This is a genomic window from Citrobacter sp. R56, assembly GCF_016811995.1.
In the GTDB taxonomy this organism is placed as follows: Bacteria; Pseudomonadota; Gammaproteobacteria; order Enterobacterales; family Enterobacteriaceae; genus Citrobacter_D; species Citrobacter_D enshiensis.
The window spans coordinates 4399654-4425553 of sequence record NZ_CP069159.1; the positions used below are offsets into that span (position 1 = coordinate 4399654).

At 53.4% G+C, this 25900-nt stretch carries 18 protein-coding genes and 2 pseudogenes; 9 read left to right on the forward strand and 11 right to left on the reverse strand.

Features of this window, described 5'->3' with window-relative positions:
* Positions 1-11 precede the first annotated feature (11 nt).
* Complete coding sequence (gene sthA / locus JM656_RS20670; protein ID WP_203359354.1) at positions 12-1412, forward strand: Si-specific NAD(P)(+) transhydrogenase; 1401 nt, start codon at positions 12-14, stop codon at positions 1410-1412.
* Here the strand turns inward: sthA and oxyR are convergent.
* From oxyR to argC, 6 genes and pseudogenes are all read right to left on the reverse strand, one after another.
* Entirely contained in the window at positions 1395-2312 is a 918-nt protein-coding gene (gene oxyR, locus JM656_RS20675) for a DNA-binding transcriptional regulator OxyR (RefSeq protein ID WP_203359355.1), read from the reverse strand. The genes sthA and oxyR overlap by 18 nt on opposite strands.
* A 307-nt stretch (positions 2313-2619) precedes the next feature.
* On the reverse strand, positions 2620-3903 hold the full coding sequence (locus JM656_RS20680; RefSeq protein WP_203359356.1) for an MFS transporter: 1284 nt from the start codon (positions 3901-3903) through the stop codon (positions 2620-2622).
* A 212-nt stretch (positions 3904-4115) separates the two neighbouring features.
* Positions 4116-4211 (reverse strand): annotated as a pseudogene (locus JM656_RS20685) (starvation-sensing protein rspA); the annotation flags it as partial.
* A 485-nt stretch (positions 4212-4696) separates the two neighbouring features.
* A complete protein-coding gene (gene argH / locus JM656_RS20690) occupies positions 4697-6070 on the reverse strand; it encodes an argininosuccinate lyase (RefSeq protein WP_203359357.1) in 1374 nt (457 codons plus the stop codon).
* Positions 6071-6174: 104 nt separating this feature from the next.
* Entirely contained in the window at positions 6175-6951 is a 777-nt protein-coding gene (gene argB, locus JM656_RS20695; protein ID WP_203359358.1) for an acetylglutamate kinase, read from the reverse strand.
* A 7-nt stretch (positions 6952-6958) separates the two neighbouring features.
* A complete protein-coding gene (gene argC, locus JM656_RS20700; protein ID WP_203359359.1) occupies positions 6959-7963 on the reverse strand; it encodes an N-acetyl-gamma-glutamyl-phosphate reductase in 1005 nt (334 codons plus the stop codon).
* A gap of 178 nt (positions 7964-8141) precedes the next feature.
* Here argC and argE point away from each other — a divergent pair, with 178 nt between their 5' ends.
* The 7 genes and pseudogenes from argE (at position 8142) to JM656_RS20735 (ending at position 17404) form a co-directional block, all read left to right on the forward strand.
* A complete protein-coding gene (argE, locus tag JM656_RS20705; protein ID WP_203359360.1) occupies positions 8142-9293 on the forward strand; it encodes an acetylornithine deacetylase in 1152 nt (383 codons plus the stop codon).
* Positions 9294-9637: 344 nt separating this feature from the next.
* Positions 9638-12289 carry a phosphoenolpyruvate carboxylase gene (gene ppc / locus JM656_RS20710; RefSeq protein ID WP_203359361.1) on the forward strand — a complete coding sequence of 884 codons (2652 nt, stop codon included), beginning with the start codon at positions 9638-9640 and terminating at the stop codon, positions 12287-12289.
* 194 nt (positions 12290-12483) lie between these two features.
* The gene (locus JM656_RS20715) at positions 12484-14217 is read left to right on the forward strand and encodes a phosphoethanolamine transferase CptA (RefSeq protein WP_203359362.1); all 1734 of its coding nucleotides are present in this window, start codon (positions 12484-12486) and stop codon (positions 14215-14217) included.
* Between the two features lie 98 nt (positions 14218-14315).
* Positions 14316-15176, forward strand: coding sequence for an AraC family transcriptional regulator (locus tag JM656_RS20720; RefSeq protein ID WP_203359363.1), 861 nt, complete (start codon positions 14316-14318; stop codon positions 15174-15176).
* A gap of 357 nt (positions 15177-15533) precedes the next feature.
* Positions 15534-15614: pseudogene (locus JM656_RS22545) on the forward strand (PTS sugar transporter subunit IIA); the annotation flags it as partial.
* 11 nt (positions 15615-15625) lie between these two features.
* Positions 15626-16288 carry a fructose-6-phosphate aldolase gene (fsa, locus tag JM656_RS20730; RefSeq protein ID WP_203361344.1) on the forward strand — a complete coding sequence of 221 codons (663 nt, stop codon included), beginning with the start codon at positions 15626-15628 and terminating at the stop codon, positions 16286-16288.
* A 12-nt stretch (positions 16289-16300) separates the two neighbouring features.
* Positions 16301-17404, forward strand: a complete 1104-nt coding sequence (locus JM656_RS20735) for a glycerol dehydrogenase (protein WP_203359364.1) — start codon at positions 16301-16303, stop codon at positions 17402-17404.
* A 203-nt stretch (positions 17405-17607) separates the two neighbouring features.
* Here the strand turns inward: JM656_RS20735 and JM656_RS20740 are convergent, their stop codons facing one another.
* The 4 genes from JM656_RS20740 to JM656_RS20755 all read right to left on the reverse strand — a co-directional run bounded on the left by JM656_RS20740 (position 17608) and on the right by JM656_RS20755 (position 22936).
* Complete coding sequence (locus JM656_RS20740; RefSeq protein ID WP_203359365.1) at positions 17608-18522, reverse strand: DMT family transporter; 915 nt, start codon at positions 18520-18522, stop codon at positions 17608-17610.
* Positions 18523-18634: 112 nt separating this feature from the next.
* Positions 18635-20815, reverse strand: coding sequence for a catalase/peroxidase HPI (gene katG, locus JM656_RS20745; RefSeq protein WP_203359366.1), 2181 nt, complete (start codon positions 20813-20815; stop codon positions 18635-18637).
* A 164-nt stretch (positions 20816-20979) separates the two neighbouring features.
* The gene (metF, locus tag JM656_RS20750; RefSeq protein WP_203359367.1) at positions 20980-21870 is read right to left on the reverse strand and encodes a methylenetetrahydrofolate reductase; all 891 of its coding nucleotides are present in this window, start codon (positions 21868-21870) and stop codon (positions 20980-20982) included.
* 157 nt (positions 21871-22027) lie between these two features.
* Complete coding sequence (locus tag JM656_RS20755; RefSeq protein ID WP_203359368.1) at positions 22028-22936, reverse strand: LysR family transcriptional regulator; 909 nt, start codon at positions 22934-22936, stop codon at positions 22028-22030.
* An 89-nt stretch (positions 22937-23025) separates the two neighbouring features.
* Between JM656_RS20755 and JM656_RS20760 the strand changes: the two genes are divergently transcribed.
* Positions 23026-23397: a carboxymuconolactone decarboxylase family protein gene (locus JM656_RS20760; protein WP_203361345.1), complete on the forward strand. Its 372-nt coding sequence runs from the start codon at positions 23026-23028 to the stop codon at positions 23395-23397.
* A gap of 70 nt (positions 23398-23467) precedes the next feature.
* Here JM656_RS20760 and metL read toward each other — a convergent pair whose 3' ends face one another.
* Positions 23468-25900 (reverse strand): bifunctional aspartate kinase/homoserine dehydrogenase II, encoded by a 2433-nt coding sequence (gene metL / locus JM656_RS20765; protein WP_203359369.1) that lies wholly within the window; start codon positions 25898-25900, stop codon positions 23468-23470.

Consider the following 25900-nt stretch of genomic DNA (forward strand, 5'->3'; position numbering starts at 1 on the left):
TAAGCCTTACCATGCCACATTCCTACGATTACGATGCAATAGTAATAGGTTCAGGCCCCGGCGGCGAAGGCGCTGCAATGGGTCTGGTTAAGCTTGGAGCGCGCGTCGCCGTCATTGAGCGCTATCATAACGTTGGCGGCGGTTGTACCCACTGGGGCACTATCCCGTCAAAAGCGCTCCGTCACGCCGTTAGCCGTATCATCGAATTCAATCAGAACCCTCTTTACAGCGACCATTCCCGACTGCTTCGTTCTTCCTTTGCCGATATTCTCAACCATGCCGATAACGTAATAAATCAGCAAACTCGCATGCGGCAGGGTTTTTATGAGCGTAATCACTGCGAAATTCTGCAAGGTAACGCCCATTTTGTTGACGAACACACGCTTGCACTGGAATGCCGTGACGGTACGGTAGAAACGTTGACGGCCGAGAAATTTGTCATCGCCTGCGGTTCTCGCCCGTATCATCCTGGCGATGTCGACTTCTCGCATCCCCGAGTGTATGACAGTGATTCCATTCTCAGCCTGCAACATGAACCGCGCCACGTGCTTATCTATGGCGCAGGGGTCATTGGCTGTGAATACGCCTCGATATTCCGGGGAATGGATGTCAAAGTCGACCTGATCAATACCCGCGATCGTCTGCTGGCATTCCTCGATCAGGAAATGTCCGACTCCCTCTCTTACCACTTCTGGAACAGCGGCGTCGTCATTCGCCACAATGAAGAGTACGAGAAAATCGAAGGGTGTGATGATGGCGTGATCATGCACCTGAAATCCGGCAAAAAACTGAAAGCGGATTGCCTGCTGTACGCAAACGGGCGCACCGGTAACACGGATTCGCTGGCGCTGGAAAATATTGGCCTGGAAACAGACAGCCGCGGTCAGTTGAAAGTCAACAGCATGTACCAAACGGCTTTACCGCACGTGTATGCCGTGGGCGATGTGATCGGTTACCCGAGCCTTGCCTCTGCAGCTTACGATCAGGGACGTATCGCAGCACACGCACTGGTCAAAGGTGAGGCCACCGCCCATCTTATCGAAGATATCCCCACCGGGATTTACACCATTCCGGAAATCAGTTCTGTCGGTAAAACCGAACAGCAACTGACAGCGATGAAAGTGCCGTATGAAGTAGGACGTGCCCAGTTTAAACATCTGGCGCGGGCGCAAATCGTTGGGATGAATGTCGGAACGCTGAAAATCCTGTTCCATCGTGAAACCAAAGAAATTCTGGGAATCCATTGCTTTGGCGAGCGTGCGGCAGAAATTATTCACATTGGCCAGGCGATCATGGAACAAAAAGGTGGTGGTAACACGATCGAGTACTTCGTTAACACCACCTTTAACTACCCGACCATGGCGGAAGCCTACCGGGTAGCGGCGTTAAATGGTTTAAACCGCCTGTTTTAACGCGTTGTCAAAATGGCCATCCATCGAACCACGGATGGCCTCCGCCAACTGCTCATAACGGCTGCGCAGCGGTGATCCTGGACGATAAACCAACCCAACCGTACGACGCGGCTCAGGCTTAATACAAGGCAGGTAAACCACGCCATCACGCTTACGTTCCCGCGGAACCGACAGCGCAGGCAACAGGGTAATCCCGCTTCCTGCCGCTACCATATTGCGTAATGTTTCCAGACTGGTCGCCCGGAAATGGGTATCTTCATCCGCACCGGCTTCAAAACAGAAGCCCATCGCCTGGTCGCGCAGACAGTGGCCATCTTCCAGCATCAGCAGCTTTTCACCCGCCAGATCGGACATCGGCACGCGATCGCGGTTCGCCCACGGGTGATCTTCATAGATCGCCAGCATCATCGGTTCATCAAACAGCGGGACTTCGATAAATGCCTCGCTCTCCTTCACCAACGCCAGAATAACGCAGTCGAGTTTGCCGCTATCCAGTTGCGCTAACAATTGATGCGTCTGCGCCTCATGCAAGTACATTTCTAACTTCGGGAAGGTCTGATGCAGCATGGGAATAATATGCGGCAGCAAATAAGGGCCAACAGTTGGGATCAAACCAATATGTAGCGGCCCAGACATTGTCTCGCCTTGCTGGCTTGCCATTTCCTTGAGCACTTTGACCTCACGCAGTACGGTACGCGCCTGATCCACCAGCAACAAACCTGCCTGAGTGAACAGAACTTTACGACTCGTACGCTCCAGTAGCATCACGCCCAGCTCATCTTCCAGCTTGCGGATCTGCCCGCTCAGCGTCGGTTGGCTAACGTGACAGGAATCCGCCGCCCGCCGGAAGTGGCGATGTTCGGCTAATGCCACCAGGTATTCAAGATCACGAATATTCATTATTCATCCTCCGTCGCCACGATAGTTCATGGCGATAGGTAGCATAGCAACGAACGATTATCCCTATCAAGCTTTCTGACTAATAATACATCACAGAAACGGAGCGGTACCTCTTTAACCCCTTGAAGCCACTGCCCGTTCAGAGAGTTTCTCTCATACTCGACATAACGAAAGCCAACGTGAACTTTTGCGGACCCCGTGGTCCGCTTTTTTTTTGCATAAATATGACCACCGCCGTCAATTACGACCTGCTGTAAGCAGGAAAGCCCCCGATAAAGGGGGGCTGAGAAGCATTAAATAGCGATCTTCACTCAATGCGATCCTTCACAATGAAGAAATAGCAAACCGCCCCGGTAAACGTAACGCAGGCCGCGATCACCAGTGCAAGATTAAAGGAATGGGTCGTATCCACCACCCACCCCGTAACGACAGGAGCAAAAGAGGCAAAAATGAAGCTACCAAAATTTTGAATCGCAGCCACCGAGGCCACTTTTGTTTCAGACACCATAACCTGAACCAGTCCCCAGGCCGACGTGCCAGCAAAATGTACGCAGAACAGCGCCATTGAAATAAAGGCGACGGCCTGCGCAGGCGTAGAAGATTGAACAACCAGCAGAGTCCCCAGCGCTGACATTATCAGTCCTACAACAATTGCCGTTTTACGCGTTTTCGCAAGGTCATAGCCATGTTTAGCTAATCGGTCTACGGCAATACCGTTTACCCACATTCCCACCGCAGCAGCAAGAAAAGGGATGGCTGCCACCCAGCCCGTCTTCGCTAAACTAAATCCTTGCTCTGCCTGTAAATACCCCGGCAACCAGGCAATATAGAGCCAGCCTGTATAGTTGACGCCTGAGAATCCAAGAATCATCCCCCAGGTGGTACGGTGCCTGAAAAGCGCCAGCCATTCTTTAAAATGCAGTTTAGGCCGAGGCTTGGCAGGTACAGACAGCCAGGCCCGCTCATCATCCATCAAAACGAACTGCGCACGATTGCGGTACCAGGCATACCAGCAGAGGCCAACCAATATCCCCGCGACACCGATAATGACGAACATGGTTCTCCACCCCCATGCAATTTGCATAAGAACCAGTGCGGGAGGTGCAATAGCCTGGCCGATAACCGTGGAGGAGTTAAAAATTCCCAGCGCAGTCCCTCGCTCTTTTTGCGCATACCAGTCCGTAATGGATTTCACACCCGCAGGCATAAAAGGGGCTTCACCGATGCCAAGGCCAATCCGCATGATGATAAAATGGCTAAATGAGTTAACCATGCCGGTTAATACTTGCATTAACGACCAGAAAATTAAGCCTGCACCCAATACAATTCTTGGACCAAAACGATCAAGCAAAATGCCCGAGGGAAGCTGTGAAAACCCATAAGAAAGTGAAAATGCAGAAAGTAGTACACCAAATTCTGTAGCCGACAATCCCAATTCACCGCGAATAGCTTCACCTGCTACGCTCAGAGAAGAGCGATCTAAGAAATTAACTATTCCAGCCATGAATAATAAAACTAATGTTACCGTCTGGATATTGCTAATTCGTTTTGGTTTATTTTTAATTGCATCAACTGATACTTCAACATCCATTTTTAGTTCCTCCGGGCGGATTAATAAATGCAATTACTATTTTGAATATGATTTACACACTGAACCAATAACAATAGAGAGGATGAGGAGATTGTTATTTGTTGTGTTTTAAAGAATTACCCATTCCATAGCGTACCGTCTTCCAGACGTGCTACCGGTAAACATGTGGGCTTATGCGGGGGTTTTGCTGCTCTCTTTTCGCCAAATGAGAGACCTGGCCCAACGCCTCCATCATCAGTCGTCATATTGAGTGTGATAAAATTACGCCCCGGACAAGTCATAAAAACTTCAGTGCCTACAATTTTCATTGTTTATTTCCTGAAATGTAAATAAGCACTTAAAATGCTATGCTTTTAACCTACTACCATACAAGATTAAAAAATTGAAAACAGAAGACTGATCACATAAAAAATGACCTATCCGATAATAGAAATAATAGTAAGTGAATCTCTAACCCTATTCTAAGTAATCATTAAAATAACACGTTACAGGTTTTCGTTATTACCAACAAGCCATCACCAATAGACACCACTTAATACTGCCGCAACAATAAAACTCATAACTCCCTTTATTAAAACACTTTAAATTCGATAATTCATACGGCAATAAAAGAGATGAAAAACCATTAGCAGATGAAGTAATAAAGAAAGGGTGATGGCATGCCAAATAATGATTTAATTATCAGAACTGATTGTGGATGGTTAAGATTGAGGAGAATCGTGAATGGCAGAGATTTCAGATGTGAAAGGTCACTCACACTCTCCCGTATTCCGGAGAGTGTGAGGAGAAGTCGTTAACCCAGGCGCGCTTTCGCGTAGTCGATCGCCTGAGCAACCTGCTGCGGCGAAACGCCACCTTTTGCCGCCCGTTTATCCAGACAGGATTGCAGCGACAGGATCGGATAAACATCATCGCCAATCACCGCACTGAACTTCTGCAAATCCTTCAGCGACAACGCTTCCAGCGGCTTACCCTGACGAATCGCTTCGACCACCGTTTCGCCCACAATATGATGCGCTTCACGGAACGGTACGCCTTTGGCGACCAGATAATCCGCCAGTTCCGTCGCGTTGGCATAGCCCTGCTGCGCCGCTTCCTGGCAGCGAGGACGCTTCACCTGAATGCCATCCAGCACCAGCGCCGCCATATGCAGACAATCCAGCCAGGTGTCGAGCGCGTCGAACAGCCCCTCTTTGTCTTCCTGCATATCTTTGTTATACGCCAGTGGCAGACCTTTCAGCGTCATCATCATGCCGGTCAGTGCGCCCTGCACACGGCCACATTTGCCGCGGATCAGTTCCAGCGCATCCGGGTTTTTCTTCTGCGGCATCAGAGAAGAGCCGGAAGTCACGCGATCGGAAAGCTCAACAAAGCCCGCTTCGCCGGTATTAAAGAAAATCAGATCTTCTGCGAAGCGTGACAGGTGGACCATCCCGATAGATGCGTCGGACAGCAGTTCAAGGACATGGTCACGATCGGAAACGCTGTCCAGGCTATTACGGGTTGCCGATGCAAAGCCCAGCCAACCGGCCAGCTGTTCACGGTCAATCTCATAAGCAGTACCCGCCAGCGCGCCGCAACCTAATGGGCTGACGTCCAGACGCTTAAGCGCATCCTGCAGGCGGCTCTCATCGCGGGCCAGCATTTCAACGTAAGCCAGGCACCAGTGGGCAAACGTGACTGGCTGCGCGCGTTGAAGATGGGTATAGCCCGGCATCACCGCGTCCTGGTTATTTTGCGCGGTTTCCACCAGCGCACTTTGCAGTTGACGGGTAGCGCTCAGCAGCTCTGAAACGGTATCTTTGCACCACAATTTCAGATCGGTCGCGACCTGATCGTTACGGCTACGTCCGGTATGCAGCTTTTTACCTAACTGGCCGACCTTATCGATAAGCTTACCTTCCACCCAGCTATGAATATCTTCGGCATCGCTTTGCAGGATCTGCTGCGGGTCCAGACGCACCTCTTCCAGCAGATTGTTCAGTGCTTCTTCCAGCTGCAACTGCTCGTCTGCGGTCAACACGCCAACAGTCACCAGCGCTTTGGACCAGGCCACAGAGCCGACGATATCCTGCTCCGCCAGGCGATAGTCGAAGCGCAAAGAGTCGTTGAACTGTTTGAACCGTTGATCCGCTGCCTGTGTAAAACGCCCACCCCAAAGTGCCATAACAAATTTCCTTAATAATCAAATTTTTGCCCGGTGGCGCTGCGCTTACCGGGCCTACAAGCCCACGTAGGCCGGATAAGCGAAGCGCCATCCGGCACAGAATCTTACGCCAGAATACGCGTACCGATAGGCGTACCATTAAACAGCGCCGGAAGTTGTTCCGCATGACGCCAGGAGGCGATATCCACCGGACGACCCAGCGTCCGCGCCGCATCCAGAGCCGCATTCACCTTCACAATCATGCCATCAGTAATGATGCCCTGATCAATCAGTTGCTCCGCTTTGTCGGCAGTGATTTCCGCAATACGCTGACCTTTTCCGTCGAGAATTCCGCTCACATCGGAGAGCAGAATGAGATCTGCGCCGAGCGTTGCCGCCAACGCTGTCGCCGCCTGATCGGCGTTGACGTTCATCAACTCGCCTTCTTCGGTCACACCGATTGAGCTAACCACTGGCAGAAAACCACTTTCCAGCAGGGTGTTAATCAGCTTAGGTGAACCCGGCTGCGCCAGTCCAACATGGCCTAACGCTTCGTCGAGCTGAGTCACTTTTACGCTGTCACCGTCGCCAAGATAAAGACCCACAGAGGCAATATGGTGTTTCTTCGCCCACGCCAGCAGGGTTTTGTTTGCCGTCCCCGCCAGCGCACCGGTAATGATGTCGATCTGGTCAGCAGGCGTCACACGCAGGCCATTTTTCTTCTTCACCGGCAGGTTGAGCCCTTTCATCAGCTCATCCACCACACAGCCGCCGCCATGCACAATGACCAGCGGACGCTGATGCGACTCACGATAGTTCACCAGCGCGGTAAACAGACGCTCCAGCGCCTCTTCGCTATCCAGTAATACGCCGCCCAGCTTGATAATCAATGGATTCATCATTGCACCCTTAAATAAGAGACTGCGTTTCGGCAAAGCCAAAACGGATGTTAGCGCACTGCATGGCCTGCGCCGCTGCGCCTTTCAATAAGTTGTCTTCGGTTGCCACAACAATCAGGTGCTCGCCCTGTACTGCAAATCCGATATCGCAGAACGGTAACCCAACAACGTTCTTCAGCGCCGGAACGCCTTTGTCATACAGACGTACCAGCGGTTTATCGCCATATGACTGCTGCAATACCTGCCCTACCTGAGCCTGCGTGACACCCGGTTTCAGGCGGCAGGTAATGGTTTCCAGAATGCCCCGTGGGAAGTTACCCAGATGCGGCGTGAAGATCACGTCTGCCCCCAGATGCGTTGCGATTTCCGGCTGATGGCGGTGCGTAAACACGCCGTACGGTTGCAGGCTCACTTCGCAGAAGCTATTCGAGATTGCAGCCTTGCGCCCGGCGCCGCTCACGCCGCTGGTGGCGTTAATCACCGGCCACTGGGAGAGCTCCAGAAGATCGGCATCAATCAGCGGTTTCAGCGAAAGCTGCGCTGCCGTGGGGTAGCACCCCGGTACGGCAATCAGGTTTGCCTCTTTCAGTTTATCGGCGTTCCACTCAGCCAGACCGTACACCGCCTGCTCCAGCAGTTCAGGGTGCTGATGCGTAAAACCATAATATGTCTCGTAGAAGGCGCCATCATTAACGCGGAACGCACCGGAGAGGTCGAACACCACACAGCCTGCCGCCAGAAATTGCGGCGCGAGATCGTGGCTCACCTCATGGGCAGTGGCGAGGAACACCACATCCACCCCTGCGCTAAACTCGCTAATATCAGACATCGGCTGCAACGGCAGATCGACAATGCCCTTTAACTGCGGATGTAAATCAGAGATTAATTTTCCTGCATCATTGCTTTGCGCTGAGACGGTCAAAGCGGTTATGGTCATATCAGGATGGCGATTTACATAGGTCACAAGCTCTGCGCCAGCGTAACCACTGGCACCCACAATCAGCGTATTCAACATCGGGGCTGTTCACCTTCTTACGTCTATGTGATCGGGAAGACGGGAATCTTCCTCACCGGGTTAAGGTTTTTCACCTCACCTTACACTTGGTGGGTTTTATTACGCTTAACGTTATTGTATTTTTATTCACAAATACTGCATGAATATTGATACTATCATGACCTAAGGTGTGTCAACAATGAAAAACGATTTACCGCCATTTATCGAGATTTACCGCGCTCTGATTGCCACACCATCGATTAGCGCAACCGAAGAAGCGCTGGATCAAAGCAATGCGTCTTTAATCACTCTGCTGGCTGAATGGTTTAAGGATTTGGGCTTTCAGGTTGACGTTCAGCCCGTCCCCGGAACCCGTCATAAATTCAATATGCTCGCAAGCATTGGACAAGGTGCGGGTGGTCTGTTGCTGGCTGGGCATACCGACACGGTACCGTTTGATGATGGACGCTGGACGCGCGACCCTTTCACGCTGACCGAACACGACAATAAGCTCTACGGTCTGGGCACGGCTGACATGAAAGGTTTCTTCGCGTTTATTCTCGATGCCCTGCGCGACGTGGATGTGACAAAGCTGAAGAAACCGCTCTACATTCTGGCGACCGCCGATGAAGAAACCAGCATGGCGGGCGCGCGCTATTTTGCAGAGACCTCCTCTCTGCGCCCGGACTGCGCGATTATTGGCGAACCGACATCGCTGCAACCGATACGCGCCCACAAAGGCCATATTTCAAACGCAATACGTATTCTGGGTCAGTCGGGACACTCCAGCGATCCAGCGCGTGGCGTTAATGCGATTGAACTGATGCATGACGCTATTGGCCACATCATGCAACTGCGCGACGACCTGAAAGAACGTTATCACTACGAAGCGTTTACCGTCCCGTACCCGACGTTAAATCTGGGTCATATTCATGGCGGTGATGCGGCGAACCGCATCTGCGCCTGCTGTGAACTGCATATGGATATCCGCCCGCTGCCGGGCATGACGCTGAATGATCTTAACGGCCTGCTCAACGATGCCCTGGCGCCAGTGAGCGAACGCTGGCCGGGTCGCCTGACGGTGTCAGAATTGCACCCGCCCATCCCAGGCTATGAGTGTCCCCCCAATCATCAACTGGTTGAAGTGGTCGAAAAGCTGCTGGGGACGAAAACAGACGTGGTGAACTACTGCACCGAAGCGCCGTTTATCCAGACGCTATGTCCAACGCTGGTGCTTGGACCGGGTTCCATTAACCAGGCCCATCAGCCGGATGAATATCTGGAAACACGCTTCATTAAGCCAACCCGTGAATTAATCACTCAAGTGATACATCACTTCTGCTGGCACTAACGATCCCTCGCCTCGCCCATCCGAAGGGAATACACGAGGCGATATTTTTACATTTTCATAAGCAATACTTATCTGATTCTTGCTGAATTAAATAACGTAAATTGCCGCCATTTATTCGTTTGCTGAACCGATTTCGCAGCAATTGACGTCACGTCTTTTACGTGGCTTTATAAAAGACGACGAAGAACAATGTCCGAAAGATTCCATATTGCAGCAAGGCCGCGCACCAGCACATCTCAGGGAACTGACATAAGCCAGTGACCCAGATGGGCGAGCGCAGCCAACACCGCTGCGGCGTGAAAGATACAGGGCAATCAAATTAAAGATGGGGTGTCTGGGGTCATATGAACGAACAATATTCCGCGTTGCGTAGTAATGTCAGTATGCTCGGCAAAGTGCTGGGAGAAACCATCAAAGATGCGTTGGGAGAGAGCATTCTTGATCGCGTAGAAACAATCCGTAAGCTGTCGAAATCTTCTCGCGCTGGCAATGAAGCTGACCGCCAGGAATTGCTCACTACGTTACAGAATCTGTCTAACGACGAGCTTTTACCGGTTGCCCGTGCGTTCAGTCAATTTCTGAATCTGGCCAATACCGCTGAGCAATACCACAGTATTTCGCCGCATGGCGAAGCTGCCAGCAACCCGGAAGTGATTGCCCGCACCCTGCGTAAACTGAAAAACCAACCCGATCTCGACGATGCCACCATCAGAAAGGCCGTGGAGTCTTTGTCCCTGGAACTGGTGCTCACCGCCCACCCGACAGAGATCACTCGCCGCACGCTGATCCATAAAATGGGTGAAGTTAACACCTGCCTGAAGCAGCTTGATAACAAAGACATCGTCGATTACGAACGTCATCAACTGATGCGCCGTTTGCGTCAGTTGATCGCCCAGTCCTGGCATACCGATGAGATCCGCAAGCTACGTCCAAGCCCGGTGGATGAAGCCAAATGGGGCTTTGCCGTTGTTGAAAACAGTCTGTGGCAGGGGGTACCTAACTACCTGCGTGAGCTGAACGAACAGCTCGAAGAGAATCTGGGTTACACACTGCCGGTTGATTTCGTTCCCGTCCGTTTTACCTCCTGGATGGGCGGTGACCGTGACGGCAACCCAAACGTAACGGCAGATATTACCCGCCATGTGATGCTGCTAAGCCGCTGGAAAGCCACCGACCTCTTCCTGAAAGACATTCAATTTTTAATTTCCGAACTGTCCATGGTCGATGCCACGCCGGAACTGTTAGCGATGGTCGGCGAAGAAGGTGCATCGGAGCCTTACCGCTATCTGATGAAAAACCTGCGCGCGCGCCTGATGGCAACTCAGGCCTGGCTGGAAGCACGTCTGAAAGGTGAGAAGCTGCCGAAACCGGCAGGTCTACTGACCCAAAACGAACAGCTATGGGAGCCTCTGTACGCCTGTTATCAGTCACTTCAGGCATGTGGCATGGGCATCATCGCCAACGGCGAGCTGCTCGATACCCTTCGCCGCGTGAAATGCTTTGGCGTACCGCTGGTCCGCATTGATATCCGTCAGGAGAGCACCCGTCATACTGAAGCGCTGGGCGAACTGACCCGTTACCTCGGTCTTGGCGATTATGAGAACTGGTCAGAAGCCGACAAGCAGGCTTTCCTAATCCGCGAACTGAACTCCAAACGTCCGCTGCTGCCACGTAACTGGGAACCCAGCAATGAAACCCGCGAAGTGCTTGATACCTGTCAGGTCATCGCCGAAGCGCCGCTTGGGTCCATTGCCGCTTACGTCATATCGATGGCAAAAACACCGTCTGACGTACTGGCCGTTCATCTGCTGTTGAAAGAAGCCGGTATTGGCTTTGCCATGCCTGTCGCGCCACTGTTCGAAACGCTGGATGACCTGAATAATGCCGATAGCGTGATGACGCAGTTGTTGAATATCGACTGGTATCGCGGGTTTATCCAGGGCAAGCAGATGGTCATGATCGGCTATTCTGACTCCGCGAAGGATGCCGGTGTGATGGCCGCATCCTGGGCGCAGTATCAGGCGCAGGACGCGCTGATCAAAACCTGTGAAAAAGCAGGCATTGAACTGACGCTGTTCCACGGGCGCGGTGGTTCCATTGGTCGCGGCGGTGCCCCGGCTCATGCCGCACTCCTCTCCCAACCGCCAGGCAGTCTGAAAGGCGGACTGCGCGTCACCGAACAAGGCGAGATGATCCGCTTCAAATACGGTCTGCCGGAAGTGACCATTAGCAGCCTGTCGTTGTACACCAGCGCGATTCTGGAGGCCAACCTGTTGCCGCCGCCAGAGCCGAAAGAAGACTGGCGTCATATTATGGATGAGCTGTCTGTCATCTCTTGCGATATGTATCGCGGCTACGTGCGTGAAAACAAAGACTTTGTGCCGTATTTCCGCTCGGCAACCCCAGAACAGGAACTGGCTAAATTGCCGCTTGGCTCACGTCCGGCAAAACGTCGACCCACCGGGGGCGTTGAATCACTGCGCGCCATCCCGTGGATCTTTGCCTGGACGCAAAACCGCCTGATGCTCCCGGCCTGGTTAGGTGCAGGTACCGCGCTGCAAAAAGTGGTCGAAGATGGCAAGCAGAGCGAACTGGAAACCATGTGTCGTGACTGGCCATTCTTCTCCACGCGTCTTGCGATGCTGGAAATGGTGTTCTCAAAAGCGGACCTGTGGCTGGCGGAATACTACGACCAGCGTCTGGTTAAAAAAGAGCTGTGGCCGCTGGGTGCAGAGTTGCGCCATCTGCAGGAGGAAGACATTAAGGTAGTGCTGGCGATCGCCAACGACGCCCACCTGATGGCTGATCTGCCGTGGATTGCCGAGTCTATCCAGTTAAGAAACGTCTACACCGACCCGCTGAACGTCCTGCAGGCAGAGTTGTTACACCGTTCGCGCCTGGCGGAAGAACAAGGCAAAGAACCTGATCCACGCGTTGAACAAGCGCTGATGGTCACCATCGCTGGCGTGGCTGCCGGCATGCGTAATACCGGTTAATTCCCCCCAGTAAACCGCCCTGTGACATAGTCCAGGGCGGGCATTTCAAACTGATGTTATAGTCTCCATAGATTCATTCTATTCTGTCTGCATTTCATTCACTGAGTGGATATTTATTATTCATCTTGATGGTTCAGATTTTCTTAAGGTTTGGGTGCTACGTTTGGCGCCACTATTAAAGACAGGCTTACTCTATGCAATCCTTAAATTTCCAGCCTAAGCCAGCATTCAGCTGGAAAGCTCTGGGCTGGGCACTTCTCTATTTCTGTTTTTTCTCAACGTTACTGCAAGCGATTATCTGCATTACCGGGTTCAGCGGCACAAACGGGCTACGTGACTCGTTGCTGTACAGTTCGCTCTGGCTGATCCCGATTTTGCTGTTTCCCAGCCGGACGCGTGTTATTGCCGCCGTGGTAGGTATCGTACTGTGGGCAGCATCACTGGCAACGCTCTGTTATTACGTCATTTACGGTCAGGAGTTTTCACAAAGCGTCCTGTTCGTGATGTTTGAAACCAATGCCAACGAAGCCAGCGAGTTTCTGAGTCAGTATTTCAGTCTGAAAATCATTGTCATTGCGATAGCCTATACCGCTGTAGCGGTGCTGCTGTGGACACGTCTTCGCCCCATTTATATTCCGGGACGCTGGCGTTGGTTCGTCTCCTTTGCTCTGCTGTACGGCCTTTTTCTGAACCCGTTCGTGGTCAAGTCAGCAGTTAACGGCGCACCGTATGAAAAGACGCTAAATGTCCTGTACTCGCGCATGGAACCTGCGGCCCCGTGGCAATTTGTTATTGGCTATTCTGAGTATCAGCGCCAGCTGACCGCGCTAAACAATCTGTTGAGCCAGAACCACGCACTGCCGCCGCTGGAGAACTTTAAAGACAATTCCGGTGATGCTCCGCGCACACTTGTCCTGGTGATTGGCGAGTCCACCCAACGTGGCCGCATGAGTTTGTACGGCTACCCGCGTAAAACCACGCCGGAGCTGGACGCCCTGCGCAACTCAGATCCTAAGTTGAGCGTCTTCACTAACGTAGTGACCTCGCGGCCATACACGATTGAGATCCTGCAACAGGCACTGACTTTCGCCAATGAACAGGAGCCCGATCTGTATCTGTCGAAGCCGTCACTGATGAACATGATGAAACAGGCAGGCTATAAGACCTTCTGGATCACCAACCAACAGACAATGACCGCCCGTAACACCATGCTGACCGTGTTCTCAAAACAGACCGACAAGCAGTTCTATATGAACCAGCAACGCACTCAAAGTGCACGCGAATATGACACCAACGTGCTGACACCGTTTAAAGAAGTGTTAGCCGACCCGGCACCGAAGAAATTCATTATCGTTCACCTGCTGGGTACGCACATTAGGTACAAATTTCGTTACCCGGAAAACCAGGGCGCGTTTGATGGTAAGACCGACCACGTCCCTGCCGGGCTGAGCGACGAAGAGCTGGAGTCGTATAACGATTACGACAATGCCAATCTGTACAACGATCACGTGATTGCCAGTCTGATTAATGACTACAAAGCAACCGATCCGAACGGCTTCCTGCTCTACTTCTCCGATCACGGCGAAGAGGTGTACGATACGCCGCCGCATAAAACACAGGGGCGCAACGAAGAAAATCCAACGCGCCATATGTATACCGTCCCCTTCCTGTTGTGGACGTCGGAAAAATGGCAGGCTGCGCATCCGCGTGATCTCTCACAGGATGTCGACCGTAAGTACAGCAGCTCCGAGTTTATTCACACCTGGTCTGACTTAGCAGGATTAACCTACGATGGTTATGACCCAACGCGTTCCATCACCAGCCCGCAGTTTAAAGAAGTTACGCGCTGGATTGGCAATCCTTACAAGAAAAACGCGCTGGTAGATTACGACACCCTCCCATACGGGGATCACGTCGCAAATCAGTAACAGACGTCATCGTTCGATTGAAGGTCACTCTTTTTAGAGTGGCCTTTTTTTATGATGCCAGTTAATGTTGCCCTGTCAGCGCCAGGTAAGGGAACATCATGTATCACGACGTCAGCCACCTTCTTTCTCGTCTCATTAATGGTCCCACGGCGCTACGTCAGATTTATTTCGCTACGGCCAACGGTCCGATCCCTGAGCTGGCTTATCGGGTTGATTTTCCGCGCCTGGAGATTGTGCTGGACGGTGAGTTCGTCGATGCAGGGATCTCCGGGGCTCCTGCTGCACTGACGCCAGGGGACGTGTTGTACGTCCCGGCTGGCGGCTGGAACTTTCCGCAATGGAGCGCGCCCGTCACCACGCTCAGTATTCTGTTTGGCAAGCAGCAGTTAGGTTTCAGTGTGGTTCACTGGGACGGAAAACAATACCAAAATCTGGCCAAACAGAATGTGGCGCGCCGTGGCCCCCGCATTGGCTCTTTCTTGCTGCAAACGCTGAATGAAATGCAAATGCAGCCGCAGGAACAGCAGACCGCCAGACTGATCGTGGCCAGTCTGCTGAGCCATTGCCGCGACCTGCTCGGCAGTCAGATCCAAACCGCATCACGAAGCCACGCGCTGTTCGAAGCTATTCGCGATTATATTGATGAACACTACGCCACACCGCTCACCCGGGAATCGGTCGCCCAGGCCTTCTACATCTCGCCAAACTACCTCTCGCACCTGTTTCAAAAAACCGGCGCTATTGGCTTTAACGAATACCTGAACCACACACGGCTGGAGCATGCGAAGACACTGCTCAAAAGTTACGATCTTAAAGTCAAAGAAGTGGCCCACACCTGCGGGTTTGTCGACAGCAACTATTTCTGTCGCCTGTTTCGTAAAAATACGGAGCGTTCACCGTCAGAGTATCGTCGGCAATACCACAGCCAACTCACCGAGAAGGAGGTGGATCCAGAATGATGTGGGTATGCTGCGGCTCGCGAAGAAAGGCATTAATGCCTGACTGATATCCACTTCCACTAAACGATTAACGAGTCTTTCTCAGGATCTGCACCAACTCCCCCGATGCCCATCATGTTGTTGTAGCAAACAACAGGTAATCCAACGTGGCGAAGACAGTGGATAAAAATGTTATTTACTGGATTTTTGTAATGTCAAAACAATAATGACATCTGCAATATGGCGACTTGTGAAGCATATCGCATTTTGATACTTACATTACATTTGTCCAGTTTTTGGCAGATTTGTCACATAGCGTAGCCTGATACAACTCTTTTATCCTGTCACCAGAAAACGGTTATGGGGAGAGGCAATACCCAATCATTCCGCCACCCGCTGGTTAACGCCGCCTCTGCCGAGACGATTGCCAGCCTGTTGCAACACGAACTGGAACTGTAAAAGGACAAATGATGGAACTGTATCTGGATACCGCCAACGTGGCGGAAGTTAAACGTCTGGCGCGTCTCTTTCCTATCGCTGGGGTGACGACGAACCCCAGCATCGTGGCAGCCAGCAAAGAGTCTATCTGGGATGTGCTGCCACGGCTGCAAAAAGCCATTGGTGAAGAAGGAACTCTGTTTGCCCAGACAATGAGCCGCGACGCACAAGGCATGGTGGAAGAGGCCAAACGCCTGAGCGATGCGGTTCCGGGGATCGTGGTGAAAATCCCGGTCACGTCCGAAGGGTTAGCCGCCATAAAACAGCTGAAAAAAGAAGGAATCACGACGCTGGGTACCGCCGTGTACAGCGCAGCGCAAGGGCTACTTGCCGCGCTGGCTGGCGCGAAATATATCGCACCCTATGTGAACCGCATTGATGCTCAGGGTGGCGATGGTATTCGCACGGTACAGGAACTGCAAACCTTGCTGGAACTTCACGCGCCAGAAAGTATGGTGCTCGCCGCCAGCTTCAAAACCCCGCGCCAGGCGCTGGATTGCATGCTGGTAGGATGCGAAGCAATCACCCTGCCATTAGATGTAGCGCAACAAATGCTGAATACCCCTGCGGTAGAGTCGGCTATAGAGAAGTTTGAGCAGGACTGGAAAAACGCATTTGGTCATATCAACCTGTGAGGGAAATAGAGTATGGATCGCATTATTCAATCACCTGGTAAATACATCCAGGGTGCAGATGTTATCACCCGTCTTGGCGACTACCTCAAACCGATGGCGGAACGCTGGCTGGTTGTCGGCGACAAATTTGTCTTAGGTTTTGCCCAGGCAGCCCTAGAAAAAAGCTTTAAAGATGCCGGACTGGTACTGGAAATTGCGCCATTTGGCGGCGAATGTTCGCAAAATGAAATTGATCGCCTACGTGGCGTGGCGGAAAAAGCGCAGTGCGGCGCGGTGCTGGGTATCGGCGGCGGTAAAACGCTGGACACCGCAAAAGCGCTGGCCCACTTTATGGGAATTCCGGTGGCCATTGCGCCGACCATTGCCTCGACCGACGCACCGTGCAGCGCGCTCTCCGTTATCTACACTGACGCGGGTGAGTTCGACCGTTACCTGTTGTTGCCGCAAAACCCGCATATGGTCATTGTGGATACCAAAATCGTTGCGGGCGCGCCTGCACGTCTGTTAGCCGCAGGTATTGGCGATGCGCTGGCGACCTGGTTTGAAGCCCGTGCCTGTTCACGTAGCGGCGCGACCACCATGGCAGGTGGTAAGTGCACGCAGGCGGCGCTGGCGCTGGCCGAACTGTGCTACAACACGCTTATCGAAGAAGGTGAAAAAGCCATGCTGGCCGCTGAGCAGCATGTGGTGACACCCGCTCTGGAACGCGTTATTGAAGCCAACACTTACCTGAGCGGTGTGGGCTTTGAAAGTGGGGGCCTGGCGGCAGCACATGCCATACACAACGGCCTGACGGCGATTCCGGACGCGCATCACTACTATCACGGTGAAAAAGTCGCTTTCGGGACGCTGACACAACTGGTTCTGGAAAATGCGCCGGTCGAAGAAATCGAAACCGTTGCCGCGCTGTGTCATTCCGTCGGTTTGCCTATCACCCTGGCGCAACTGGATATTAAACAGGATATTCCGGCAAAAATGCGTACGGTTGCAGAAGCCTCTTGCGCAGAAGGCGAAACGATTCACAACATGCCTGGCGGCGCTACACCGGATGAGGTCTATGCCGCCCTGTTGGTTGCCGACCAGTATGGTCAGCGTTTCCTGCAAGAATGGGAATAAAATCCGACTGAGGCTCCCGGCATTGTCCTGACACCGTTAGTTTAAGACCGAGATATCCGGGGCGACCACCGGGTTTGGCGTCCCTCCGGGAACCAAATCCCGGAGTTTCCCCCTCATTCATTGGCTTAAGTGAACGGTGTCAGGCATTGTCCGGGCGTTTTTTTATGTTCTTTTTACTGCTGATTGGCAGGGAGAGATGGCCTTCACGACGATGACGTGACCTTTTGTACCTGCGCCTCACGCTTTTTATAGCTGACGATTGCCAGCGCCAGAACGATCAGCACAATGCCGCCGCCTTCAACGACGCCGGGATTCTCACCGAGCAGCCACCAGGAAAACAGAACGCCGCAAACCGGAACCGCCAGGGTACTTAAACTGGCAATACTGGCAGGCAGATTCCTCAGAACAAACAGCCACAAACTCCAGGCCAGCGCCGTCGCCAGAATCGCGCTATAACCCAGCGCCCAGAATACGATGGGCTGCCAGTCAATTTCAGGCTGCGGAACCCACCAGGCCACCAGACTCATGATCAGCGCCGCATACAACATCTGCCACGCGGTTAACGCAAGCAAATCTATGCGAGGATGGCGGGCATACATCCGCTTGGCGACAATAGCGCTCGCTCCCCAGCTTATCCCGGAGAGGATCGCCAGCAACGCGCTCTTCAGCGAGGAATAATCTAGCTGCCACGGCTGCATCACCAGCAGTAAACCGATGGCCGCAATCATAATCGCCGCGTATTGCAAACGCCGTAGTCGTTCGCCCAGAAACAGCGCCGCCAGAATCACCACCCAAAACGGCATGGTATAGGTCAGAATAGCCACCTTCCCCGCACCGCCGCTCATCAGCGCCCATTGCGCCAGCCCTATCATGCCGCAGGTCTGTAATAGCGCAATCGCCAGCGTGTATTTGAATGGCGTCGGGCGCAGCCCACGGCCGCGTAAGAGCAGTACGAGAAATAAGATTAAGGCTCCGAAGATACAGCGCAGTGAAGTGAAGTCGAACGCGCCAATATAGCTCGTGACTTGCTTCATAAAGATCCAGCTATAGCTCCAGATAAGGGTGAGGGTAATAAGACCACTGATTGCCAGTGAGTGACTCTTTCCTGAGGCTGACATGATAAATCCAGTAAATTGGTGTTCCCGGCAAATACTATACGCTGACAAATACACTTCAGCGACGACAATCACGCCGCCGCTGAAGTGTTATCCGGTTACTTCAACATCAGGATTACAGCAGATCGAAACGGTCCAGGTTCATCACTTTCACCCATGCCGCGACAAAGTCTTTCACAAACTTCTCGTGGGCATCACTGCACGCATAAACCTCCGCCAATGCACGCAGCACGGCATTTGAACCAAACACCAGGTCAGCGCGAGTCGCCGTGTATTTCACTTCACCGTTTTGACGATCGCGGCCTTCAAACAGCTCCGCAGACTCATCGGTCGCTTTCCATTCGTTGCGCATATCCAGCAAATTAACAAAGAAATCATTGCTGAGTACGCCTGGACGCTCGGTGAAAACGCCATGCTGGCTACCATCAAAGTTGGCACCCAGAACACGCATCCCCCCCACCAGCACCGTCAGCTCCGGCGCAGTGAGCGTCAGCTGCTGCGCTTTATCAATCAGCAGAGATTCCGTTGTCGCCTCGCCTGGCTCGCCGCGATAGTTGCGGAAACCATCTGCAACAGGCTTAAGCAGTTCAAACATTTCAACGTCGGTTTGATCCTGGCGCGCATCGACACGCCCCGGTGTAAACGGCACGCTAATGCTCACGCCCGCCGCGCTTGCCGCCTGCTCTACACCCACTACACCAGCCAGAACGATAATATCGGCCAGTGAGGCTTTACCGGAAGATTTCTGAATGCCTTCCAGTACGGGCAGAACGCGAGCGGCCGTCGCGTTAACATCCCAGTATCTCTGAGGATCCAATGCCAGCCGCGCACCGTTAGCGCCACCGCGTTTATCACCACCACGGAAGGTCGATGCCGATGCCCATGCCACCGACACCAGCTCGCTGACGGAAAGCCCGGAACCCGCAATCGCAGACTTCAGATTAATAATGTCTTCCTGAGTCGGATTGAATACCGGCTGTGGCAGCGGATCTTGCCAGATCAGATCTTCTTTCGGCACTTCCGGTCCAATGTAACGCGCTTTTGGCCCCATATCTCTGTGCGTCAGCTTGTACCAGGCGCGAGCGAAGGCTTCGTTAAATGCCTGAGGATCGTTCAGGAAACGACGGGAAATTTTCTCGAATTCTGGATCGAAACGCAGCGTCAGGTCCGTCACCAGCATGGTGGGTTTGCGTTTCTTCGAAGGATCGAACGGATCCGGAATAATTTCAGGCGCATCAACCGCTTCAAACTGGATCGCGCCCGCTGGGCTGCGCGTCTGCACCCATTCGTATTTGAACAGGTTTTCAAAGAAATAATTGCTCCACTGGGTTGGCGTCTGTGACCAGACCACTTCCAGTCCGGAGGTAATGGAATCCGCCCCGACACCCGTGCCATGGCTGCTCTTCCAGCCTAAACCTTGTTGCTCAATAGGTGCCGCTTCCGGGTCCGCGCCCACATGCGATGCTGAGGCTGCGCCGTGAGTTTTACCCAGCGTATGTCCGCCCGCAATGAGCGCCACAGTTTCTTCGTCGTCCATCCCCATGTTACCGAAGGTGGCGCGAATAGCGGATGCCGCAGAGAGAGGTTCCCCGCTGGCGTTTGGCCCTTCCGGATTGACGTAAATCAGCCCCATTTCGGTGGCAGCTAACGGACGTTTTGCCAACGCTTCCGGGTCGCGATGGGTCAGCCAGGCTTTCTCATCACCCCAGTTGACGTCGAGATCCGGTTCCCACACATCCTCACGACCAGCACCAAAACCAAAGGTACGGAAGCCTGAGTTTTCCAGCGCGACGTTACCCGCCAAAATAAACAGGTCAGCCCATGAGATTTTCTGGCCATATTTCTGTTTGATAGGCCACAGCAGACGGCGTGCTTTGTCCAGGCTGACGTTATCCGGCCAGGAGTTTAAAGGCGCAAAACGCTGCTGTCCGCGCCCGGCGCCACCGCGACCATCCACAGAACGGTAAGTCCCCGCACCGTGCCATGCCATACGGATAAAGAGACCGGCATAGGTTCCCCAATCCGCAGGCCACCACGGTTGAGAGTCGGACAGGAGCGCCTTGAGATCCCCTTTCAGGGCAGAGTAGTCGAGTTTGCTAAATTCTTTACGGTAGTCGAAGTCTTCACCCAGCGGGTTCGAACGGTTGGAGTGTTGATTAAGGAGGTCAACGCGAAGTTGCTTTGGCCACCAATCGCGGTTATTCATACCAGCGCCTGCGCTCTGGTCCGGGTTTGCTTGATGGAAAGGACACTTCCCGGCGGACACGTTATTCTGGCTATCGTCGGACATGCTCATCTATATGCTCCCTTTACAGTGTTCTAACTACGATATACACCACCAGAGATAAGATATAGTTGAAATAATCCACAGATTCGATAGCTGATACCTTTTATATTTTTAGTTACAGGGATGTAGATCAATGTGATCAAAAAAAAGCCCTCCGAAGAGGGCGAGGCATTTTATAAACCAGGCCTTACACCCAGCGTGTGGCAAATGGCATAACTCATCTCTGCACGGTTCAGCGTGTAGAAGTGAAAATCTTTTACCCCTTCGCGACTTAGAATCTTCACCATGTCCATCGCGATGTTCGCGCCGACCAGTTTGCGGGTTTCCGCATCGTCGTCCAGGCCTTCAAACATTTGTGACATCCAGGCCGGAATACGCACGTTGGTCATGTCAGCAAATTTCTTCGCTTGCTTAAAGTTGGAAACCGGCAGGATGCCCGGAATGATTTCAACATCGATGCCCGCAGAGACACAGCGATCGCGAAAACGCAGATAACTTTCCACATCAAAGAAAAACTGCGTGATAGCACGGCTGGCGCCGGCATCCACTTTACGCTTCAGGTTGAGCAGATCGGCCTGGGCGCTTTTTGCTTCAGGGTGCACTTCCGGGTAGGCGGCAACGGAGATATCAAAGTCCGCGACCTCTCTCAGTAATCCCACCAGATCAGCCGCATACATCTCCGGCTTACCGCTGCCCGGCGGCAGATCGCCACGCAGCGCAACGATATGGCGAATACCGTTATTCCAGTAATCCTGCGCAATCGTGCGCAGTTCATCACGTGTCGCATCGATACAGGTCAGGTGCGGCGCCGCTTCCAGACCGGTACGATCCTTAATGCCTTTAATAATGCTGTGCGTACGGTCGCGCTCACCCGAGTTAGCGCCGTAAGTCACAGAGACAAATTTTGGCTTCAGGCTACTCAGGCGATCGATGGAGTTCCACAAGGTTTGCTCCATTTCACTGGTGCGCGGCGGGAAGAATTCGAACGAAACGTTAATCTGACCCTGGACTTCTGCCAGGCTCTGATTCAGGGCTTCCCGCTGGTTGGCGTGAAAAAAGCTCATACCTTACCTCATCAATCTTTTGTCATTATATGTTGTGTTGTGAACATCTATCCATTTAGACGTCTAGATGTAAAAATGACGGAAAAGCGGCGTGGCGTCAACTGAAAAATCACCATTAACGGTGAGGAATCCTCAGTGAAGATGAAAATAATTCAAGTTAGTCCGAACAGACAAGGGATTGCAACATCTCTGTTTTAAGCCACTCCAGCCGTGCAGCGTTTTCAGGCAACATTACCAACCCGGCCGTGATACGCAATTCGTTGTCGTTCAACGCGCGAAAAACCACGCCCTGACGCTGAATAGCCGCAAACGAGGCCGGAAGCAGACTCAGACCGTCGCCATGCGCAATGCGCGCGAGCAGTACGTCATGCTCCAGCGGCTCTTCAAGGCAGGAAGGAACGTAATCGAGGCGATGAAAAACGTCCCGGGTATAGTCGAAGAATGCGGGGTTACGTTCACGTTTAAACCAGAAAAGTGGTCGGTGATTAAGCGCCGCTAAACAGAGCGGTTCCCTGTCCGCTTCTGGCCAGGCTGCGGGGATGGCAGCAATCAGCGGCTCATGCCAGTTGAGCGGTGTGACGTCCAGACCTGCTGCCTCAAGCGGCAGCGCCACCAGCGCGGCATCCAGCTTCCCGCGCCGTACCTGACGCACCAGTTCAGGTGAACCATGACGCACAATATTCAGTGTCTCAACACGCGTATTAAGCGGCGTTTCCAGAGACGCGAAAACCCCTTGCTCAAATGCCGTTGTTAATCCCAGCCGCAGCGACGGTACGCCAGATTGTGTGAGCTGATGAAGAGCAGCGTACGTTTTTTCTTGCTGCGCCAGCAGCGGACGAATGATCTCCAGCACCCGCTTTCCCTCCTCCGTCAGCGTAAGACCTTTGGTACGACGGACAAACAACGTCACCCCCAGGCGGTCTTCGAGCTGGCGTATATGGCGGCTGAGCGGCGGCTGAGACATAAATAGTCGCTGTGCGGCGCGGCTCATGTTGTTCTCTTCCGCCACCACAGCAAAGTAGCGCAGTTGGCGAATATCCAGAGAGTACAGCGGCGGCGTTGTCATACCGAAAAGGTATCACGGAAACGGTATTATCCAAATCATTCTGCGCGCCCTATCCTCACGTCACATACTGAACAAACGAGGAAGATATGATGCCTTCAGAACGCTTTATAACGGGTCAGGACATGTTGCAACAGGTGGATGGCAAAGGTGGCGATGCCGTCGTCGAAAGTTTGCAAGATATCGCGCCGGACTTCGCTCGCTACCTGATCGAATTTCCTTTCGGCGATATCTATTCTCGTCCGGGACTGGATTTACGCAGCCGGGAGATTGCAACCGTCGCCGCATTGACCGCGCTGGGGAACGCCACGCCACAGTTGAAGGTGCATATCGCCGCTGCACTGCACGTAGGGTTAACGCAGGAGGAGATTGTTGAGGTGATAATGCAGATGGCGGTTTACGCCGGTTTTCCGGCCGCGTTGAACGGTCTGTTCGCCGCAAAAGAGGTGTTTGCGAAGCAATAAATACGCCGAATGGCGCTGCGCTTATCCGGCCTACGAAGGGAGCTTAACGTAGGCCGGAGGCGGCGCAGGACTACAGCAGTTGCGCCAGACGGTTGATGTCTGACTGAATGGCCCCGGCGGTCACGTCACGACCAGCGCCCGGACCGCGAATGACCAGCGGGTTATCGCGATACCAGCGGCTTTCGATAGCGAAGACGTTATCGCACGGCAGCAGCGCCGCCAGCGGGTGTTCCGCACGCACCGCTTCCACGCCGACGCGCGCTTTGCCGTTGGCATCGAAACGCGCCACATAGCGCAGCACCAGCCCCATTTCGTGGGCGGCTTCCAGACGCTGCACCATCTGCTCATTCAGCTCATCGCCATTCTCAAAGAAATGGTCGATAGATCCCTCTTCGCAATGCGCAGGCACCAGTGACTCTACACGTACCTGATCCGGCTCGATGTCGTAACCCGCTTCACGCGCCAGAATCACCAGTTTGCGCATCACATCTTTACCAGAAAGGTCAACGCGCGGATCCGGCTCTGTCAGCCCCTGCTGCCACGCCTGATCCACCAAATCGGTAAAGGGAACCGTGCCGTCAAACTGCAGGAACAGCCACGATAGCGTGCCGGAGAAGATCCCGCTGATCGACAGAATGGTATCGCCACTGTCGATCAGATCGCGCACCGTGTGGTTGATCGGCAAACCGGCACCCACCGTGGCGTTGTACAACCAGTGACGCCCGGTTTTTTCAAATGCGTCATGGATCTGGCGATACTTATCGCTGGTACTCGCCCCAGCCAGTTTATTGGCGCTGATGACGTGGAAACCGTGGCTGGCAAAATCAAGATACTGGTCGGCCAGTTGCTCACTGGCAGTCACATCCAGCACCACCAGATCGTCATACGGGTGCGCACGCATCCACAGGAACAGCGACTCTTCATCCTGCTCAATGGCTTCGTCGTTAAAGAACGCCAGCGCGCGGCTGGCATCCAGTCCTTCATAGTTCAGCAGGCTACGGCGGCTGTCCACCACCCCTGCCAGCACGAATTCAAAACCGGTACGCGCCGAGAGCGTGCTTTGCTCACGAGCAAACAGCTCCAGCCAGCGTGAACCGATGTTGCCTTTGCCAAACAGCATCAGACCGATCCGTTTTTCCGCCCGGAAAATCGACTGGTGCAAGCCCTGAATCAGGCTTTCGGTCGGTCCGGTGCGCAGGACCGCCACCAGGCTAATGCCCTCTTCCGACTGCCAGGTAAACTCAACCGGCTGGCCTTTCAGCTGCTGCCAGAAACGGTGGCAGTGCAGCGGGTTACGGGTGACGCCAGCGCCGACCATAGCCACCAGCGCCAGCCCCTGACGCAAACGCAGTTCGCCCGGCAAACCCGCTTCATCAAGGATTTTCAGCGCGCTGTCGGCCACTTCGGAGGTGTAGCAAAACTGCAGCAACTGGCGGTCATTATGAACGCCAACTGCCAACGGACGCACCTGCGCCCGTTTCAGAATCTGATCGATATCTTTGTATGCCAGTTTAAAATCCTGGCTTGCAGGTACCTGAAACTCAATCAGGCAGACATCATCATGGCTGGTCACAATCCGCGCACCGGTACCAGAGGCCAGCACGCGTTCAATACGGGTGGAACCCTGATCCGGCGTGTAGCTACAGCGCAATTGCAGATCGATATCGCTCCCGGAGACCGGCTGCAAGGTACGGGCATGCAGAACCGGCGCTGCCAGACGCGCCAATTCACTGGCTTCATCCAAACGCAGCAGCGGCAGCAGGCAGGCATCTTTCACTTTGCGTGGGTCGGCGCTGTACACCCCGGCCACATCGCTCCAGATAGTGACGCGGGAGGCTCCGGCCAGTGCGCCAATTTGCGTAGCGGAATAGTCAGAACCGTTACGGCCCAGCAGTACCGTTTCGCCCGCATTACAGCGGCTGATAAATCCGGTCACCACCAGGCGTTTTCCCGGATGCTGCGCCAGCAGTTGCTGCAATAATGGGTAAGAAAGCCCTTCGTCTACCTGCGGCTGTGCGGCGCGCTCGGCACGTAAAAACTCACGCGCGTCCAGCCACGCCGACGCCAGTCCCTGTTGGTTAAGCACCGCCGACATCAGGCGCGCCGACCACACTTCACCGTGCCCGACCACTTCCGCATAAACGGCGTCGGTCACGCCGCTGTCGAGTAACCCCGCCAGCCGTTCCAGGTCATTGACGAAGGCGCTGAGCAGGTCATCTGCAACCTCTGTCGGTAATAATCCACTGATAAGATCGCTCTGATAGCGACGCAACGTCTGCTGAACCTGATGCGCAGAAAGTCTGTCGGTCTGGCTTAATTTCAGCCAGCTAATCAACTGGTTGGTGGTACTGCCTGCGGCGGAAACGACCATCATATCGTCGGGCTGCGAGTACTCCGCCATAATGCCTGCGACACGCAGATAACATTTCACGTCTGCCAGACTACTGCCACCAAATTTATGCAGTTGACGACCCGTCGTCCCTGCCTGCGCAATCACACTCAT